The following is a 16,722-nucleotide window of genomic DNA, read 5'->3' on the forward strand; positions in this document are numbered from 1 at the left end:
GGTCATGGACGTCTTCTCCCGAACGTTCCTCCCGGCCGCCGCTGAGGCTGGCCTGGCCGTGCAGACGGTGAGCCGGCACATGCCGGTCTTCCGGCGCTGCGTCGGCTCCGGTGACGCCACCATCCTGGTCACCCGTTGCAGCCGCCCCGACCGCCCGGTCACCGGCGACTACCTGTTGCTACTCACGCACCGCCGCCTGGTGGTGACCCAGCAGACCCGCCTCCTGCACCGACTGCGCCTGCATCTCAACACCGAGTTGCGGGAGCTGAGCAATGTCACCTGGAGCCCGGACCCGCGGCTGCAGTCGGTCGAGATGGCGGCCACCGCGATCGACGGGATCCGTGAGCGGTTCCTGATCCGGACCAGTCACCCGAAGCAGGTCTGGCAGCTCGACGCGTTGCTCAACCAGGCGTTCCGGACCCGCCTGCGGCCGCCCGGCGCGCGGGTCGTCGCCAGCATCGGTGACGCGCCGGCCGCCGCCCGGCCCGGGCTTTTCGCTCCGTCCTGGTGAGCTGACCCCGAGCGGGCGTCGCCCGGCTTTACCGAACTCGAACACACACCGATCGCGCCGAGCCTGCGCGGTCGGCAATCATGGGCCGGTGACCGTCGAACCACCGCATCGCGGGCTCGTCCTCGTCGTGGAGGACGAGCCGGCCATCGCCGACCTGGTCCGGCTCTACCTGACCCGGGACGGGTTCGGCGTCCACCTGGAACGTGACGGCGAGGCCGGTCTGAGCGCTGCTCGCCGGATGCGCCCGGTGGCCTGCGTCCTGGACATCGCGCTGCCGGGTCTGCCCGGCACCGAGATCTGCCGCCGGCTGCGCGAGGCCGGCGACTGGACCCCTGTCATCTTCCTCACCGCCCGCGACGACGAGGTGGACCGGATCGTCGGCCTGGAGTTGGGTGCCGACGACTACGTCACCAAGCCGTTCAGCCCTCGGGAACTGGTCGCCCGCGTCCGCGCGGTGCTGCGCCGATCCGCCGGCGGCCCGGAGGGCGCGGACCGCCCACGTGTCGTCGGCCCGGTGACCCTCGACCCGGCCCGCCGCACGGTCACCGCCGCCGGTGCCCCGGTGCAGCTCACCTCCACCGAGTTCGACCTGCTGGCCCACCTGATGGCCCGGCCCGGCCGGGTCTTCACCCGGGAGGAGCTGCTGGCCGGAGTCTGGGGCTACGCGGCGCACGCCGGCACCCGGACGGTGGACGTGCACGTCGCCCAGGTGCGGGCGAAGCTCGGCCCGGCGAGCGTGATCCGGACCCATCGCGGCGTCGGGTACGCGGTAGATGCCTGACCACCCCCGGCACGTCGAGTCGCCGACCATGGCCCTGCCGGTGGTCGGCGCCCCACCCACCGCACCCCGACGAGGCCGACCCGGCCGTACGCTGACCGCCCGCGCGGTACTCGTCACCTGCGCGGTGGCCCTGGTGTCGGTGCTGGTCACCGCCATCGTCGCGGTGCCGTTGGCGATCCGGGGCGCGGAGCGGAGCGAGCAGGAAGCGCTCGCCGCCCAGGCCCGACTCGCCGCCGAGGTGCTGCGGACCCGCCTCGACCGGGGGCGCAGCGCCGACGAGGAACGGCTCATCCAACAACTGCGCGACCAGGGCATCGACGCGTACCTGATCCGCCGTGGGGCGGTCGACCGGGCGGGTCTGCCACCCCGGGTGGTGCAGCGGATCGGGCAGGGCCGCAACGTGTCGGCCCGCCGCTCCGTCAACGGTGAGCGGGCCCTGGTCGAGGGTCGGGCCCTGCCCGGCGGAAACGGGGTGGTGCTCTCCCGTCCGCTGGCCAACGGGCTGTGGGCCCGGGTGCTGCTCAGTCTCTGGTTGCCGCTGCTGGCCGGGTTGACCGCCGGTGTGGTGGCCGGGCTGCTGCTGGCCCGTCGGCTGGCCCGGCCGATCCGGGTCGCGGCCACCGCCGCCGCCCGGCTGCGCGCCGGTGACCGGGCCGTCCGGGTGCCGGTCGAGTCGCCGGACGAGGTCGCCGACCTGGCCGAGGCGTTGAACGGTCTGGCTGCCGCTCTGGCCACCAGCGAGGGCCGACAGCGCGAGTTCCTCCTCTCCGTCTCGCACGAGCTGCGCACCCCGCTGACCGCGATCCGGGGGTACGCCGAGGCGCTCGCCGACGGGGTGCTCGGCGCCGACGACACGGTGGACGCCGGTCGGACGATGCTGGCCGAGGCCCAGCACCTGGACCGGCTGATCGGCGACCTGTTGGCGCTGGCCCGGCTGGAGGCCGCCGACTTTCCCCTGGAACCGGTGCCGGTGGATCTGACCCAACTGGCAGTGGACGCGGAGCCGACCTGGTCCGGTCGGTGCGCGGCGGTGGGCGTGCCGTTCCGGGTGGAGACGCCCGGTCAGCCGGTACCCGCGTACACCGATCCGGGGAGGATCCGGCAGGTCCTGGACGGGCTGCTGGAGAACGCGCTGCGGGTCGTACCCCCGGGGTCGCCGGTGGTGCTCGCGGTCCGGCCGGCCGGCGCGGACCCGGCGCACGGCGGCGTGTTCGAGGTCCGCGACGGCGGGCCCGGCTTCACCGACGACGACCTGGCGGTGGCCTTCGAACGCGGTGCGCTGCACGAGCGTTACCGGGGGGTGCGCAAGGTGGGCAGCGGGCTGGGGTTGGCGCTGGCCGCCGGGCTGGTCCGCCGGTTGGGCGGGGAGATCGCCGCCGGGCACGCGCCGGAGGGCGGTGCCGCCTTCACCGTCCGGCTGCCCGGTGATCCTTACCTGACTCGAACATCGGCCTGACGCTCCGCTCGTCGTTCCGGGGAAGGCTGAGGGCTCCACTGACAGAGAGGGAGAGTCATGCCACGTTGGGGTATCGCCACCGGCACCACGGCACTGCTCGCGGCGGTCGCGCTCGGCGTCAGCGGCTGCGGCGCGGCCGAGGTGGCCAGCCAGCCCGCGCGGGATGTCGCCGTCGAGGTCGCCGCCGCCATGGGAGTCGAGGGTCAGGCACTGGCCGCGATGGGCTTCGACGCCGACGACCTGGACGTGCTGACCGTCGCCGCACCGGCCACGCCGACGCCGGGTTCGTCCCCCAGCGCGAAGGAGAAGGCCCGGGAGACGCGCGGTGAGGAGTGGCGCAAGCGCCGCCAGGCCCGCGTGCTGCTGCGTAAGAACACCCTGCACGGTGAGGCGGTGGTGAAGACGAAGGACGGCGGTACGCAGACCGTCGCCGTGCAGCGCGGCGAGGTGACAGCGATCGACGGCGACTCGATGACCGTCAAGTCCACCGACGGCTTCACGATGACCTGGACCTTCGGCGACGACCTGCGGGTGGTCGAGCGGCGGGCCACGGTGCAGCCGAGCGAGGTGAAGGTCGGCGCGACGCTCGGCGTCGCCGGCGCGAAGGACGGCGACAAGGGCGTGGCCCGGCTCATCCTCGTTCCCCGCGCCAAGTGAGCGAAGGGGCCCTGACATCGGCCAGGGCCCCTTCCCCCGTCAGCAGACGCGAACTCGTCAGTAGACGCGGGAGCCGATGAAGTCGTCGTGACCGTAGCCGACCGGGTTGGCGGCGGTACGGGCCTCGAACGACCACTGCTGACGGGTGCTGCTTCCGCAGTTCGCCAACCGCAGGCGGGAGCTACCCAGCAGCGGGTTGTCGAACGCCACGCAGAGGTTGCTCGCGGCGGCCGGTCTGATCTGGTTGCCGGAGAAGACGAACTGCTGCGCGCCGGTGCCGTTGCAGTCGTAGATGTTGACAGCGGTTCCGGCTGTCATCGAGCTGTTGGCGACGTCCAGGCAACGGTCGTGGGACAGCTCCGAGTGCAACGACCGCCGGGCCGAGTCGTACCAGAAGCCCTGGTTGCGCCCACCGTGGCAGGAGTACGGCTGCTGCGCGGTGCCGTTGCGGGAGTCGTACCCCTTGCCGTCGACACAGGTGCCGGTGGCCAGGTTGCGCAGTTGCTTGAACTCCAGCAGACCCGGGTAGAGCACCCCACCGCCGGTGCTGGCCGGGTCGACGCAGCTCGCCCGCGTCTGCCCGGAGTTCCAGAACTGGGTGATGCACTGGGCGAACATGCCGTGCCCGCGGGCGTTGGGGTGGAACGACTGCCGGGCGGCGTTCTCGTTCCAGATGCCGACCTCAATGAAGAGCCCGCGCACCGAGGTGTTGTCGGTGCACACCTCGTGCCCGTGGAAGAGCCGGCTGGCGTCCAGGTAGCGGGTTCCGGTGTTCGCCGCGGCCGAGCGCAGCGCCGACTCGAACATCGGCACCGCCTTGTTCCGGGCGAACGCCGCGTCGGCCAGGTAGAGCAGACAACCGCCGGAGTACCAGCCGGGGAAGTTGGGGTTGTCCTCCACGTCGGGGCTGCCGGGGCTCGGGTACGACATCAGCACCAGTTCGTAGTCCGACCGCAGGTAGCCGGCGTTGGTCATGGTCTGCCGGATGTCGGTCAGCGCCGACTCCACCGCCTGCCGGCTGCCGTCGGTGCGGATCGTCCACTGGTCGGTGTAGGCGGGGTAGCAGGCGCCCTGGAAGAAGACCCGGCGGACGGCGCAGTCGGTGGCGACCGGACCGAACTGGATGGTGCCGTCACCGTTCGCGCCGACCACCACCCAGATCAGCTTCACGTGCGTGTTGCGCGCCTTGATGCCCAGGTGGTCGCCCTGGTTCAGCTCGTTGTGCTGGGTCGGGCCGCCGGCGATCAGGTTCCAGGGGGTGGCACCGGAGCAGGCGATGTTGTACTGCGCGTCCGACGTGATGCCGGTACGGAAGACCGCCTGGTCGTACGAGCGGTCGCACCAGTTGCCGTCCTGGTGGGTGCCGGGGACGTAGTTGCCGACCCCCTCACCGGAGATCTCGCTGTCGCCCATGGTGATCAGTGCGGTACGCCGTTGTTCGATCGGGCGGATCGCCGGGCTGCCGTAGAGGGCGGTCGCCTCGGCGGCCCGGATGGCTTCGAGGTTGGCGGGGAGTGGTTGGACGGTTGGTCGGTCGGCGGCGGTGGCGGGGGTGGCCGGTCCGGCGAGCATCGGTAGGACGAGAGCGGCGACGGCGACGGCGACGGTGATGGCCCGTCGTCGGGTCGCGCGTTCGGGCCTGGCGGGGATTGCAGGCATCGACGCACTCCTTTCGGCTCAATCGCGGGACGTCGATTGAGTTACCAGACGGTAACGTGCGAATCAACAGATGTGAATGCGCCTCAGATCCTTGCGCGCGGAATGCAGAACCGCCCGGATCGGACTATCCCGCCGCCGCCCCCGCCGATCATGGAGTTGTGGTGCCCGTTCGGAACACCAATGGGCGATTGGCACCCCACCACAACTCCTTGATCGACGCGCGGAGGGCGGGGTGCGGCCGGAACTGACGGCAGTTCGGCGGGCTTTAGCGGCCCGGCGGCAGGGCGTAGCCGACGTAGCTGCGGAACTCCAGCCGCCAGCCGGCCGGGACGAGTTTGGCGCAGGCCGCCTTGTTGCCGGTGCAGACGATCGCGTCGACCGAGGCGGGATCGGCCGGCGGTCGTTCCGGCAACACCGACTGCAACGCCACCAGGTCCGGTGAGCCGCCGTCGGGCTGCCGCAGCAGCAGCCACCACGGGTACTCCCAGTTGTCGTTCTGCTGCACCAACCCGATCCGTCGCGCACCGCTGTCCTGGACCGCTGTCGCCGCCCAGCGGAACTCGTCGGCCCACTGAGGGCGGCGCAGGAACCGGGTGTCCCAGTCCGAGGTGGTGAACACCGAGCCGGAACCGACCAGCCGGCGCGGGAAGCCGTACGACAGTGCGAGCACTCCGGCCAGCGCCGAGGTGGCCAGCACGGTGACGGCCGCCACGGTGGCAACAGTTCGACGCCCACCCGCGCGGTTGCGCAGGAGTGCGTCCAGCCAGAGGCCGGCGAGGGGCGTGGCGAGCACGACGGCGTAGAGCAGCAGCCGGTTGCCCCACGGCTGCCACTTGATCATCGCGGTGTGCAGCAGCACGGCGGTCAGCACCACCACGGCGTACGCCCGCAGCGACCCGGCCCGCTCGGGAGTGATCCGCCGTGGTCGGGCGAGCGCGATCACCGCACCGATCACCGCCAACGCCCCGGCCAGCGGGAACGCCACCCGGTCCTCGTCCGGATACCAGGCCGGCTCCGGGAACAGCTCCCGCCCGAAGGTGATCGCGCGGTCCTGCGGGTCGACCCCGATCGCCTCGGCGCCGCTGATGATCACCTCGGCTCCAGCCCGACGCAGCGGTGCCAGCGGCGTGTCGAACGCGGTGTGCCCGATCCGCAGCGCGTTGACCACTATCGACGCCGGGTCGTGCCGCTCCATGGGGATGGACTCGCGCAGCCGGGGCGGCCCCAGCGGGTGCCCGAACTCGGCGGTCACCCGGGCCAGGAACGGGCCGACCACCACGGCAGCGACCACCAGGATCAGCACCGAACCGCCGACAGTGCGGGCCAACCCGCCGATCGGCCAGGCCCGCCGACCTCCGCCGGGCGCTGTCGGGCCTGCCAACGCCGATCGATCGGCCCGGGCCAGCCTCAACTGGGCCAGTCCCCAGAGCACCAGCAGCGGGCCGACCGCGATCAGGCCGCTGGTCTTGGTCACCGCGGTCAACCCGGTGGCCGCCCCCAGCCCGAGCAGCGTGCCCCAGCCGGTCCGTCGGCTCAGACCGTCCAGCGTCAGGGTCGCCGCGCAGGCCACCCACGCCGCGCAGACCAGGTCGGTCTGCGTGCTGGTCGCCTGGAGCACGACCATCGGCGTGGTCGCCAGCACGAACGCGGTGAGCAACTGGGCCCGCCGGCCGCCGCCGAGCTGCGCGGTGATCCGTGCGGCCACCAGGAGGCAGACCACTCCGGCCGCCCACTGCACCAGGTTGTGCAGGTGGTCCCCACCGGTGAGCAGGCGCAGGTGCAGCAGCAGGTACTCGGCTCCGGGCGGAATGGTCACCTGCCGGTGGATGGCGGTGGGCCAGAAGTCCAGGTCGCCCTGGGCCACCCAGTGCTCCACCTTCGGCAGGTGGTACGTCTGCGAGTCGAAGTTGTTCGGCTCGGCCAGCAGCGCGACCAGCAGCTCCACCAGGACCAGCCCGCCGACCGTGCCGGCGAGGAGCCGCTCACCCGGCCGGGCCGTACGCCACGCCTCGACCGCTGCGGAACGAAGGTCAGCGAACCCCCGAGCAGCCCGGATCGGCGCGGGGCCGGGCTCACCGCGCTCGGCGGCCGGGGCGGACACGTCGGGTCCGCCACCGGACACCACAGCGCCGACCGGGACCGGCTGCGGTGCGGTGCTGACCGCCGGCGCGGCGCTGACCGGCACCGGTGCGGCGGCGCTCGGCTGCCCGGGGCGGATCGCCCGTCGCCAGCGCAGACCGGCCACCGCCGCGGCTGCGACCAGCAGAAGCAGCCAGGCGACTGTGAACGCGCCTCGGGTCAGCGCGTGCGACGCGCCGAGCACCTCGACGACGAGCACCGCGTACGCCCCGCTGAGCAGGACGGCGCGCACCACGGCGAGCCGCAGCGGTGCCACCGCGCCAGCCTCTCGTGGCATCACCGCGACGATGAGCAAAAGCACCGCGGCGGCAGGAACCACCGCGAGCAGGGAGCCGGCAGCCGACATGGCGGAAGTAAACACCATTGATCTGAGGCCGCCGCGTCGACTGCCCAGCGGTAGCGGTACGCGGTAAACAAACCAACCAGGTTAGGCTATGGCCGACGTGTTGCCGCCACCGTGGAGATCCCCGTGAAGCTCTCGATCCTCATGCCGGTCTACAACGAGGAAGAACGCATCGCGGATGCCCTCAAGCAGGCATTGGCGGTTGACTATCCGTGTGAGATCGAGTTGGTCGTCGTCGATGACGGCAGCCGCGACGGCACCGGCGAGGTCCTCGGTCGCGCCGACGACGCGCGCCTCCGGGTCATCACCCACCAGCGCAACGCCGGCAAGGGTGCCGCCATCAAGACGGCGGTCGACAGCGCGGAGGGTGACTACATGGTCATCCTCGACGCCGACCTGGAGTACGACCCGCAGGACATCCCCAAGCTGCTCGACCCGGTGCTCGACGGCCGGGCCACTGTGGTCTACGGCAATCGCACCTTCGGCAGCCACAGCGCCTACAGCTTCTGGTACGTGATGGGCAACAAGGGCGTCACGATGGCGGCCAACGTGCTGTTCAACTCGTACATCGGCGACCTGGAGACCTGCTTCAAGCTGATGCCGGTGGCGCTCTACCGGTCGCTCGGGGTGCGCTCGCGCGGCTTCGGCATGGAGGCCGAGGTGACCGGCAAGCTGCTGCGTCGCCGGATCCGGCCGTACGAGGTGCCGATCAGCTACCGGGCACGCGGCCGGGAAGAGGGCAAGAAGATCACCTGGAAGGACGGCGTCGAGGCGATCTGGATCCTCGGGCGCGAGCGCGCTCGCCGCCGCCCCGCCGTCTCAGCCGCCAACTGACCCCAGGAACGCGCTGATCGACCGCCGCAGGCCGTCGGCGTCCAGCCCGTGCCACCGGGCGTGGTCGGCTGGATCGCCGTACCGTCGCAGGTCGGTCTGACCTACCCCGAGGGCGAGCAGCCGGTGCGGCACGTCCGCCAGGGCCCGGTTGACGAGCGCGCTCGACGTTCCCGCCAGGTACGGCTCGACCAACACCACGTCGGTGTTGGCGAGCGCCCGCAGCCCTGGCGTGTCGAGCGGCCGGGGTGTGTGGGTGTACGCCACTGTCACGTCCATTCCCTCGGTCGCCGCCACTGTGGGGTCGAGCATCGGTCCGACCGCCACCACGAGGGGCGCATTCGTCGGGCCCTGCCGGAGCACCCGTAGCCGGGTGGCGTCCGGGTACGCCTCGGTGTTGCGCTGCTCGCAGAGCCGCAGGTAGATCGGATCGTCGGTGGTCGCGGCGTTACGCAGCAGCGGCCCCACCTCGTCCGGGTGGCCGGGCACCCGGACGGTCCAGCCGTCACCGAGGGAGTCGAAGAGCGCCACATCTCCGGGCGACTGATGGGTGCGACCCTCAGCCGATCCGTCGTACGACGCGCCGATGCTGACCAGGACGGCGCCAACGCCCTGGTGGTCCAGATCCAACTTGATCTGCTCGTACGCCCGGTCCACCAGGAACGTCGCGTACGAGTGCGCGATCGGACGCAGACCGGTCAGGGCGAGCCCGCCGGCCACACCGATCATCAGTTGCTCGCGGATCCCGACGTTGAGCACCCGGTCCGGGTGACGGTGGCCGGCTGGGGCGAACTGGCTCGCCGAGATGTCGGCCAGCACCAGCGCGGTACGCGGATCCTCGTCGAGAAGCGCTGTGGCGGTGTCGATGAAGGCGGTACGCATGTCGGTCATCCCTTGCTCCCGATGCGGGCGACCACCAGGTGCGGGTGGCGTGGTCGGTGCCCGGTCAGTGCCGAATACAGGGCTTCGTGGTTCCGGCCGTCGACGGTCTCGGCGGTCCAACCGTTGACGGTGAACCGGCCGGCGATGCCACCGGCCCACCCGTGGCTGGCCGACGCGTTGTCGACCACGACAGCGGTGAGGCTGTCCAGGCCGGTCGCTCCGGCGTACGCGATCGCCTCGTGGTTGGATCCCTCGTCCAGTTCGGCGTCGCCGAGCAGCACGTACACCCGGGGGTTGAGCAGCCCCTGGGCGCGCAGGCCGAGCGCGGTGCCGACGGCCAGCCCGAGGCCGTGCCCGAGGGAGCCGGAGCCGATCTCGACCCCGGGCACCAGGAGTCGGTCCGGGTGGTGGCCGAGGCGGCTCTCCGGTCCGGCCAGGTCGTCGAGCCAGGCGTCCGGGATGAAGCCGTGCGCGGCGAGCACCGCGTAGTAGGCGGCCGGTCCGTGGCCCTTGGAGAGCAGGAACCGGTCCCGCTCCGGGTCGTCGGCGGTGTCGGGGGTGACCCGCAGCACCCGTTCGTAGAGCACCTGGAGCACGTCGACGGTGGAGTGCGCGCTCGGCGCGTGTTTCTCGTCGCCGGTCAGTCGTCGGATCAGCCCGGGTAGTCGGGCGCTGCTGTCGGTGGTCAGTGTGGTGGCCATGCCACTACTGTGTTAGTTGAAGTGGACTTCAACTCAAGGACCTGGGGATGCCGGATTCATTGACGATCGGTGAGCTGTCCGCCCGCTCCGGGGTGGCACCGTCGGCGCTGCGCTACTACGAGCGACTCGGGCTGATCCGCGCCGACCGCACCGGCGGCAACCAGCGCCGGTACGCCCGCGCCGAGCTTCGGCGGGTCGCCTTCATCCGGATCTCCCAGCAGGTCGGCGTCTCGCTCGACGAGATCCGGGAGGCACTCGACTCGCTCCCCGAGGCCCGCACGCCGAGCCCGCAGGACTGGGCGCGGCTGTCGGCGAGCTGGCGCAGCCGGCTGGACGAGCGGATCCGGCTGCTCACCAGGCTCCGCGACGACCTGGACGGCTGCATCGGCTGCGGCTGCCTGTCCCTGCAGCGCTGCACGTTGAACAACCCGGAGGACGCGCTGGCCGGCGAGGGCCCGGGCGCCCGGCTGGTGCTGCCCCGACCGATCGTCGACCCGACGCCGGCCGGCTCGGTCAACTGACGGCCGGGCCGCTGAGGTCGCTGAGGAGCGCCGACCCGGCCGGCTCGCTCAGCTGACGGCCGACCCTCCGCCCGGCGGGCGGGTGAGCAGCACCTTGCCGAAGTGGTCGCTCGACTCGACGAGCCGGTGCGCCTGCGCCGCCTCGGTCATCGGCAGCCGCCGGTCCACGATCGGCCGGATCCGGCCCGCTTCGACCAACGGCCACACCTCGTCCCGTACGCCCTGGACGATCTCCGCCTTCTCGGCGAGCGGACGGGACCGTAGCGACGTCGCGGTGACGCTGGCCCGCCTGGTCATCAGCGCGCCGATATCCAACTCGGCCTTGCGCCCGCCCTGCATCCCGATCACCACGAGCCGACCGCCGGTGGCCAGCGCGGAGACGTTCCGCCCCAGGTAGGACCCACCCATGATGTCGAGGATGACGTCGACACCGCGTCCGTCGGTGATCCGCCGGACCTCCTCGACGAAGTCCTGCTCCCGGTAGTCGATGACGTGCGCCGCGCCCAGCTCACGCAGCCGGGCGTGCTTGGCCTCCCGCGCGGTGGTCAGCACTGTCACACCGAGGGCCGCCCCGAACTGGATGGCGAAGGTGCCGATCCCGCTGCCGCCACCGTGCACCAGCAGCGTGTCGCCCCCGCCGAGCCGCGCGACCTGGACCAGGTTCGACCAGACCGTGCAGGCCACCTCGGGCAGCGCCGCCGCGTCGACCGGGTCGCAGGCCGGCACCGGCAGCAACTGCCCAGCGGGGACCGCGACCCGCTCCGCGTACCCGCCGCCGGCCAGCAGCGCGCAGACCTGCTGCCCGACCGCCCACCCGGCGACCTCCGCGCCAACCTCCGTGATCACCCCAGAGCATTCCAACCCGGGGTACGCGGGCACGCCCGGCGGCGGCGGGTAGTGCCCCTGCCGTTGCAGCAGGTCAGCCCGGTTCACCCCGCTGGCCCGCACGTCCACGATCACCTCGTCCGGGCCCGGCTCCGGGTCGGGCACCTCGGCCCACACCAGCGCGTCAGGTCCACCGGGCTCCGGAATCGTGATGGCTCGCATGGGCCCAGTCTTCCCGATCTCCCCGGGTGCCGCAGGCGCACCGTCCAGCCCACAGTGGACGCGGCAGACCGCCTGGCCGGCGCACCGGGGAGGGACGCCGGGCCGCCCGGAGCGAGCCGTGGCAGACTATGCGTGGCCGTACGCCCACGGGTGACGGCCAAGGAGGGTTCGCCTAGTGGCCGATGGCGCTGGTCTTGAAAACCGGTAAGGCAGCGATGTCTTCGTGGGTTCGAATCCCACACCCTCCGCCATTTTTGATCCACACGACTTCCAAGAAGTCGGGGTGTTACGGCCGCGCGGATGCCGCGATTTCCTGAATGTCGAGTGGGTCTGGCGCGGGTCAGTCGATCCTGGCGGCACTGCGCCTGGTCCACGCCTCGTAGCTGAGCAGGATGACGAGAAACCCGGTGAGCAGGCCCAGAGCGGCCAGACCGGGCAGGTAACGGCCGACGGGAAGTAGCAGCAGCGCCGCAGCGGGGGCGAGAAACTGCTCGGGTCGTACGCACCGGACGCTGAGTGCCAGGAACGTCGCCCGGCCCGCGAGGTACAGGGCGGTCCCGCCGAACAGCGCGACGGCCGGGATCCAGTGCAGGGTTTCGTGCGACTTCCCGTGCGCCATGCCGGCGAGCACTTCTTCGACTCCCAGCGCCACGTAGATGGTTCCGGCGAGCAGCGGGAGGTGGGCGACGCTGTAGGCGTTGCCGGCCACGAAGCCCCGGTGCAGTCCGGAGTCCGTCGTCAGTGCGTTCCCGGCGCTTGACGCGCTGGGGAAGTACAGCCAGTACAGGCAACCAGTGACGGTGAGCGTGAGCAGCGCCGCCAGCAGGGTCGGCCAGTGGATCATCTGAGTTCCGACGCCGGCGCCGACCGAGATCAGGGACTCTCCGAGCGCGATGATCACCACCAGGCCGTGCCGCTCCGCGAAGTGGCCGGGGCTGCGTACCGGCCACCCGCCCACGAGCAGGGCGAGCACCCCACCGCCCATGTCGATGATGAGCGCCGCCGCCCAGAGCAGGATCTGCGCGGTGCCGCCCAACACCGCGCCGAGGACGAGCGGGATCCAGGTACGCCAGCACCAGGATCAGCCGGGGTGTCCTCGTACCCCTGCCGGTTTCCCAGGCTTCGGGGAGGACCAACGCGATGAGGAAGACCGCTGCCATCGCCACGGCGATGCCTACCCGGATCAACCCGACGTCGAGCCGGACGTAGTTGCCCAGCCAGGCATAGACGAGCCAGGAGTTCCACAGCAGCATGAGGACGAGCAGGCCCTGCACCAGGGTGTCACCGACGACTGTCGCTCGCTCATGAACGTGGTGACCCGGATGAGCCCGAAGACGAGCACCAGGTCGAAGAAGACCTCGAACAGCGTCGGTCGGTGAGTCTCCGCGGTGACCACCGGCCGGGACCGGAAGATCCGCCACATCAGATCATCGTGTCTGTTCGTCACTGAGGGTTCCGGCGTCCCGCCTCCCGGTCACTCCGGCGGGTCGACGGTTCGCCGTTCCCGGCGGATCGTCTCCTCGGCCAGTCGCTCCACCGCGCGTCGGCGGTCGTCGGCGATGGCTCGTTCGTCCCGGCGGCGGAACGCGGTGAGGATGGCTACCACGAAGTCCCGCCAGATGCCGGCCACGATGTCCCCCTGCGGAACGTTGCCCGAACTCAACCGTAGCTCCGCAAAACCACAGTCGGTCAGCGCGTGCTTCCGGTCGTCGGGAGGGCCGCGGCGGGGTAAGAAGGGGCTGGTATCTCCGCACATCGGAAGGACGCGTCCCCATGACCCTGGAACGACCGATCGCCCCGGACCCGTACGAGCTGCTGCCGACGGTGCCCTCGTTCACGCTGACGAGCGACGACGTGCAGAACGGCGAGCCGATGGACGCCCGGCACGCGCATGGCAGCACCGGGGGTGACAACGTCTCGCCGCAGCTGGCCTGGTCGGACTTTCCCGCCGAGACGAAGAGCTTCACGGTGACCTGCTACGACCCGGACGCGCCGACGGGCAGCGGTTTCTGGCACTGGGTGCTGGTGAACGTGCCGGTCAACGTCACCCAGCTGCCCACCGGGGCTGGAGGCGCGGCGGGCACCGACCTCGGCGGGGCGTTCTCGGTCCGCAACGACTACGGCGAGCAGGGGTACGGCGGGGCGGCCCCGCCGGCCGGCGACCGCCCGCACCGGTACGTCTTCGCGGTGCACGCCCTGGACGTCGACCGCCTGGACCTGACCCCGGACGCCACCCCCGCCTACGTCGGCTTCAACCTGACGTTCCACACCCTGGCCCGAGCGGTGATCCGCCCCACGTACCAGATCAAGGACTGACCCGGGCCCTTCCCAACTCCCGCGATCTTGCACTTCTGTCCCGGCATTCCTGACATACCAGGCACAACGACGACAGGAAGTGCAAGATCGCCGGGGCCGGGCTTGGTCTGGGTCTGGGTCAGGCGGGGACGCGGGCTACGGCGAAGACGGACTGGCCGAACGGCGGGAGGACGAGCTGCTCGGCGGCCTTGGTGGCGGGCAGGACGAGGGTGTCGTACACCTTGACCATCGGGCCCTCCTTCGGCATCAGCCGGAAGACCTTGGTGGCCATGAAGTAGCCGATCAGCCCGAGCGCGTTGGCGTAGTGCATCTTCTCGATGGTCAGACCGGCCTCGGTCATCGCCGCCCCGAGCGTCTTCTTCGTGTAGCGGCGGACGTGCCCGGTGGCGATGTCGGCCGGGCCCATCGCGAACTGGAACGCGGGCACGATGATGATCACGGCGCCGCCGGGCCGGACCAGGTCGCGCATGCTCTCCAGCGCGCCCACGTGGTCCTCGATGTGCTCCAGGACGTTGTACGAGACGGCCGCGCTGTAGTCGCCCCGGTCGTTGTGCGGCAGCAGCATCTGCCGGACGTCGACGTTCGGACGGTCGGCGAGGCGCTCCTTGAGCTGCAGCAGCCGGTCCGGGTCGGCCTCGGTGGCGGTGAAACGTGGCAGCCGCTCGGACCATTCCAGCGCGTAGTCACCGAGACCGCTGCCGATCTCGATCGGGTCGTCGCCGAGGTACGGCACGGCCAGTTCGATGAACCAGCGACGGTGGTTGACAGCGGTTGCCAGGCCTTCCAGCACCTCGGACTGCACGCGCTGGTCCCCAGTGATTTCTGCCATGCGTCGATTCCTCACGGTATGAACTCGACCCGTGCCTGGACCGACAGAGTGAATCATCCGCTGGGACGGCGAAAGAATCGGGGCATCGGGGTGGCCGAATTGTGGTCGGGGGGTGGGTTCGTGATCGGCGGTCCGCGAACCCGGCACATAGTACGGCAGTACCCCGAAACATGTCACGGCGCTGCCATGCGCTGACTACCCTGTGAATTGTCATGACTACTCCTGAACCGGACGTGCCCAGCGGCAACCGCAGCCCGGCCGCCGCGCCGTCGACGGAGGGGGCTTCCGGTGCCGATCGGCCTTCCCGGAGGGGGATGTGGGCCGATCTGACCGCCGTGCTGAGCTTCGTGGTGCTCGGCTTCTGGGTCACCTGTCGACTCTGGCTGGACCCGGACAGCGATGTGCGGGACAACCAGTCGGATCAGTCGCAGTTTGAATGGATGATGGCGCACGGTGCGCGAGTAGTCACGCACTTTGCGTATCCGTTCCATTCCAATCAGATGAACGTGCCCGACGGCGTCAATCTGATGGCCAATACGTCCGTATTATCCATTTCATTGCCAATGACGCCGATCACCCTGCTGTTCGGGCCGCGAGCGTCATTTCTGATCTTTCTGACCGCCGGCATGATTGCCACCGCCACGGCCTGGTATTTCCTGCTCTCCCGGGTCCTGATCGGCAGTCGGGGGCCGGCGTGGCTTGCCGCAGGCTTCTGCGCGTTCGCGCCGGCCATGGTGTCGCACGCCAATGGGCACCCGAACATCGTTTCGCAGTTCGTCGTCCCGTTGATCATCTGGCGCACGCTACGACTCGGTGAGCCGGGCCGCTGGCTGCGCAACGGGACCCTTCTCGCGCTGGTCATCGTCTGGCAGGCGTTCCTCAACCTGGAAATCCTGCTGATGACCGCGATCGGGCTCGGCGTGGTCGTCGGCGTGCTCGCCTTCGGCCGCGCGGATCTACGGCCTCGGGCCCGATCCTTCCTCGCCGGGCTGGCAGTCGCCGCCGGGGTCGCCGGGCTCCTGCTCGCGTACCCCCTGTACGTCCAGTTCTTCGGACCGGGGGCGTACTCCGGGCTGTCCCGCCTGATCCGCGGCTACTCCAGCGACGTGGCCTCGTTCCTCGCGTACTCCCGGGAGTCGCTGGCCGGTAGCGCGCGCACCGCCGCGGGCCTGGCCAAGAACCCGACCGAGGAGAACAGCTTCTTCGGGTGGGCCCTTGTGGTGCTGGTGATCGCCCTGGTCTGGTGGCTGCGCCGGTCGATCGTGGTGCTCGCGCTGGCCGCGCTCGGGTTGCTCTTCGCGGTGCTGTCGCTGGGGCGGGAGGTCCGCTTCGACAACCGGGGTACGGGTGTGCCGGGCCCCTGGGCGGCGCTGGAGAACCTGCCCATCCTGCACTCGGTGGTGCCGACGCGTTGGGCGTTGGCGATCACCCCGATCATCGGGCTGCTGCTCGCCTACGGCGCCGAACGTGCCCGCGAGTTGGCTTACGCGCACCCGGCCGCCCGGGGGCAGATCCGCTTCGTCACCGCCACAGTGCTCACGATGGCCCTGTTGCCGATCGTCCCCACCCCGCTGCCCGTGGCCCGCCCCGACCCGGTCCCCAGCTTCGTGACCAGTGGGGCGTGGCGGCCGTACGTGGCCGGTGGGCGCAGTGTGGTGACCCTGCCGCTGCCGGACACCACCTACGCCGAGCCGCTGCGCTGGTCCGCGACGACCCGGCTGGACATGCCGTTGGCCCGTGGCTACTTCCTCGGCCCGGACACCCGCCCGGACGCCGATCCGCCGAAGGTCGCGTTGTTCGGTGCGACCCCCCGCCCCACCAGCAGCTTCTTCACCACCATCCGACGCACCGGGGCGGTGCCGCCGATCACGCCGCAGAGCCGGGTCCGAGCGGTCGACGACCTGCGCTACTGGCGGGCCGGGGTGGTCATCCTCGGGCCACACGAGCACGAGACCGCGCTGCGCCGGGGCATGACCGAGCTGACCGGGATCCAACCGGTCTTCACCGGCGGCGTGTGGGTGTGGGATGTCCGGCCGTTGACCGACTGAG

Annotated in this window: 15 protein-coding genes, 1 tRNA gene and 1 pseudogene; 9 read left to right on the top strand and 8 right to left on the bottom strand. The window is 71.0% G+C overall.

Annotated elements, in window-relative coordinates:
• The first annotated feature begins 4 nt into the window (after positions 1-4).
• The 4 genes from ACGF3C_RS05270 to ACGF3C_RS05285 all read left to right on the top strand — a co-directional run bounded on the left by ACGF3C_RS05270 (position 5) and on the right by ACGF3C_RS05285 (position 3,405).
• The gene (locus tag ACGF3C_RS05270; protein WP_357193713.1) at positions 5-511 is read left to right on the top strand and encodes a hypothetical protein; all 507 of its coding nucleotides are present in this window, start codon (positions 5-7) and stop codon (positions 509-511) included.
• An 88-nt stretch (positions 512-599) separates the two neighbouring features.
• Positions 600-1,292: a response regulator transcription factor gene (locus ACGF3C_RS05275; protein WP_328651712.1), complete on the top strand. Its 693-nt coding sequence runs from the start codon at positions 600-602 to the stop codon at positions 1,290-1,292.
• Entirely contained in the window at positions 1,285-2,748 is a 1,464-nt protein-coding gene (locus tag ACGF3C_RS05280; RefSeq protein ID WP_393218909.1) for a sensor histidine kinase, read from the top strand. Before ACGF3C_RS05275 ends, ACGF3C_RS05280 begins: the two co-directional genes overlap by 8 nt.
• 57 nt (positions 2,749-2,805) lie before the next feature.
• Positions 2,806-3,405, top strand: a complete 600-nt coding sequence (locus tag ACGF3C_RS05285) for a hypothetical protein (protein WP_393218912.1) — start codon at positions 2,806-2,808, stop codon at positions 3,403-3,405.
• Positions 3,406-3,462: 57 nt separating this feature from the next.
• Here the strand turns inward: ACGF3C_RS05285 and ACGF3C_RS05290 are convergent, their stop codons facing one another.
• Together ACGF3C_RS05290 and ACGF3C_RS05295 are read right to left on the bottom strand one after the other, a co-directional pair.
• Positions 3,463-5,064, bottom strand: coding sequence for a ricin-type beta-trefoil lectin domain protein (locus ACGF3C_RS05290; RefSeq protein ID WP_393218915.1), 1,602 nt, complete (start codon positions 5,062-5,064; stop codon positions 3,463-3,465).
• Between the two features lie 265 nt (positions 5,065-5,329).
• Positions 5,330-7,549: a glycosyltransferase family 39 protein gene (locus ACGF3C_RS05295; RefSeq protein ID WP_357223332.1), complete on the bottom strand. Its 2,220-nt coding sequence runs from the start codon at positions 7,547-7,549 to the stop codon at positions 5,330-5,332.
• Positions 7,550-7,672: 123 nt separating this feature from the next.
• Between ACGF3C_RS05295 and ACGF3C_RS05300 the strand changes: the two genes are divergently transcribed.
• Positions 7,673-8,380, top strand: coding sequence for a glycosyltransferase family 2 protein (locus ACGF3C_RS05300; protein WP_091397575.1), 708 nt, complete (start codon positions 7,673-7,675; stop codon positions 8,378-8,380).
• Here ACGF3C_RS05300 and ACGF3C_RS05305 read toward each other — a convergent pair.
• Both ACGF3C_RS05305 and ACGF3C_RS05310 read right to left on the bottom strand, forming a co-directional pair.
• Complete coding sequence (locus ACGF3C_RS05305; protein WP_393219110.1) at positions 8,366-9,259, bottom strand: transketolase family protein; 894 nt, start codon at positions 9,257-9,259, stop codon at positions 8,366-8,368. The genes ACGF3C_RS05300 and ACGF3C_RS05305 overlap by 15 nt on opposite strands.
• Positions 9,260-9,264: 5 nt before the next feature.
• On the bottom strand, positions 9,265-9,960 hold the full coding sequence (locus ACGF3C_RS05310; protein WP_393218920.1) for a transketolase: 696 nt from the start codon (positions 9,958-9,960) through the stop codon (positions 9,265-9,267).
• 47 nt (positions 9,961-10,007) lie between these two features.
• Here ACGF3C_RS05310 and soxR point away from each other — a divergent pair, with 47 nt between their 5' ends.
• The gene (gene soxR / locus ACGF3C_RS05315; protein ID WP_357229816.1) at positions 10,008-10,481 is read left to right on the top strand and encodes a redox-sensitive transcriptional activator SoxR; all 474 of its coding nucleotides are present in this window, start codon (positions 10,008-10,010) and stop codon (positions 10,479-10,481) included.
• 48 nt (positions 10,482-10,529) lie between these two features.
• Here soxR and ACGF3C_RS05320 read toward each other — a convergent pair whose 3' ends face one another.
• Positions 10,530-11,528 carry an NAD(P)H-quinone oxidoreductase gene (locus ACGF3C_RS05320; protein WP_393218923.1) on the bottom strand — a complete coding sequence of 333 codons (999 nt, stop codon included), beginning with the start codon at positions 11,526-11,528 and terminating at the stop codon, positions 10,530-10,532.
• 161 nt (positions 11,529-11,689) lie between these two features.
• Here ACGF3C_RS05320 and ACGF3C_RS05325 point away from each other — a divergent pair.
• Positions 11,690-11,779, top strand: a tRNA-Ser gene (locus ACGF3C_RS05325).
• Between the two features lie 89 nt (positions 11,780-11,868).
• Here the strand turns inward: ACGF3C_RS05325 and ACGF3C_RS05330 are convergent.
• Both ACGF3C_RS05330 and ACGF3C_RS05335 read right to left on the bottom strand, forming a co-directional pair.
• A pseudogene (locus ACGF3C_RS05330) lies at positions 11,869-12,781 on the bottom strand (low temperature requirement protein A).
• Positions 12,782-13,002: 221 nt separating this feature from the next.
• Positions 13,003-13,191, bottom strand: a complete 189-nt coding sequence (locus ACGF3C_RS05335; RefSeq protein ID WP_393218926.1) for a hypothetical protein — start codon at positions 13,189-13,191, stop codon at positions 13,003-13,005.
• Positions 13,192-13,301: 110 nt separating this feature from the next.
• Here ACGF3C_RS05335 and ACGF3C_RS05340 point away from each other — a divergent pair, with 110 nt between their 5' ends.
• Entirely contained in the window at positions 13,302-13,844 is a 543-nt protein-coding gene (locus tag ACGF3C_RS05340) for a YbhB/YbcL family Raf kinase inhibitor-like protein (RefSeq protein WP_393218929.1), read from the top strand.
• Positions 13,845-13,962: 118 nt separating this feature from the next.
• Here ACGF3C_RS05340 and ACGF3C_RS05345 read toward each other — a convergent pair whose 3' ends face one another.
• Positions 13,963-14,673, bottom strand: a complete 711-nt coding sequence (locus ACGF3C_RS05345; RefSeq protein WP_393218932.1) for a class I SAM-dependent methyltransferase — start codon at positions 14,671-14,673, stop codon at positions 13,963-13,965.
• Positions 14,674-14,885: 212 nt separating this feature from the next.
• On the opposite strand from ACGF3C_RS05345, the gene ACGF3C_RS05350 reads away from it, so the two are divergent.
• Entirely contained in the window at positions 14,886-16,721 is a 1,836-nt protein-coding gene (locus tag ACGF3C_RS05350) for a hypothetical protein (RefSeq protein WP_393218935.1), read from the top strand.
• The last annotated feature ends 1 nt before the right edge of the window (position 16,722 follow it).

Origin of the sequence: Micromonospora sp. NPDC047762, assembly GCF_043204655.1 — a bacterium.
Lineage (GTDB): Bacteria > Actinomycetota > Actinomycetes > Mycobacteriales > Micromonosporaceae > Micromonospora.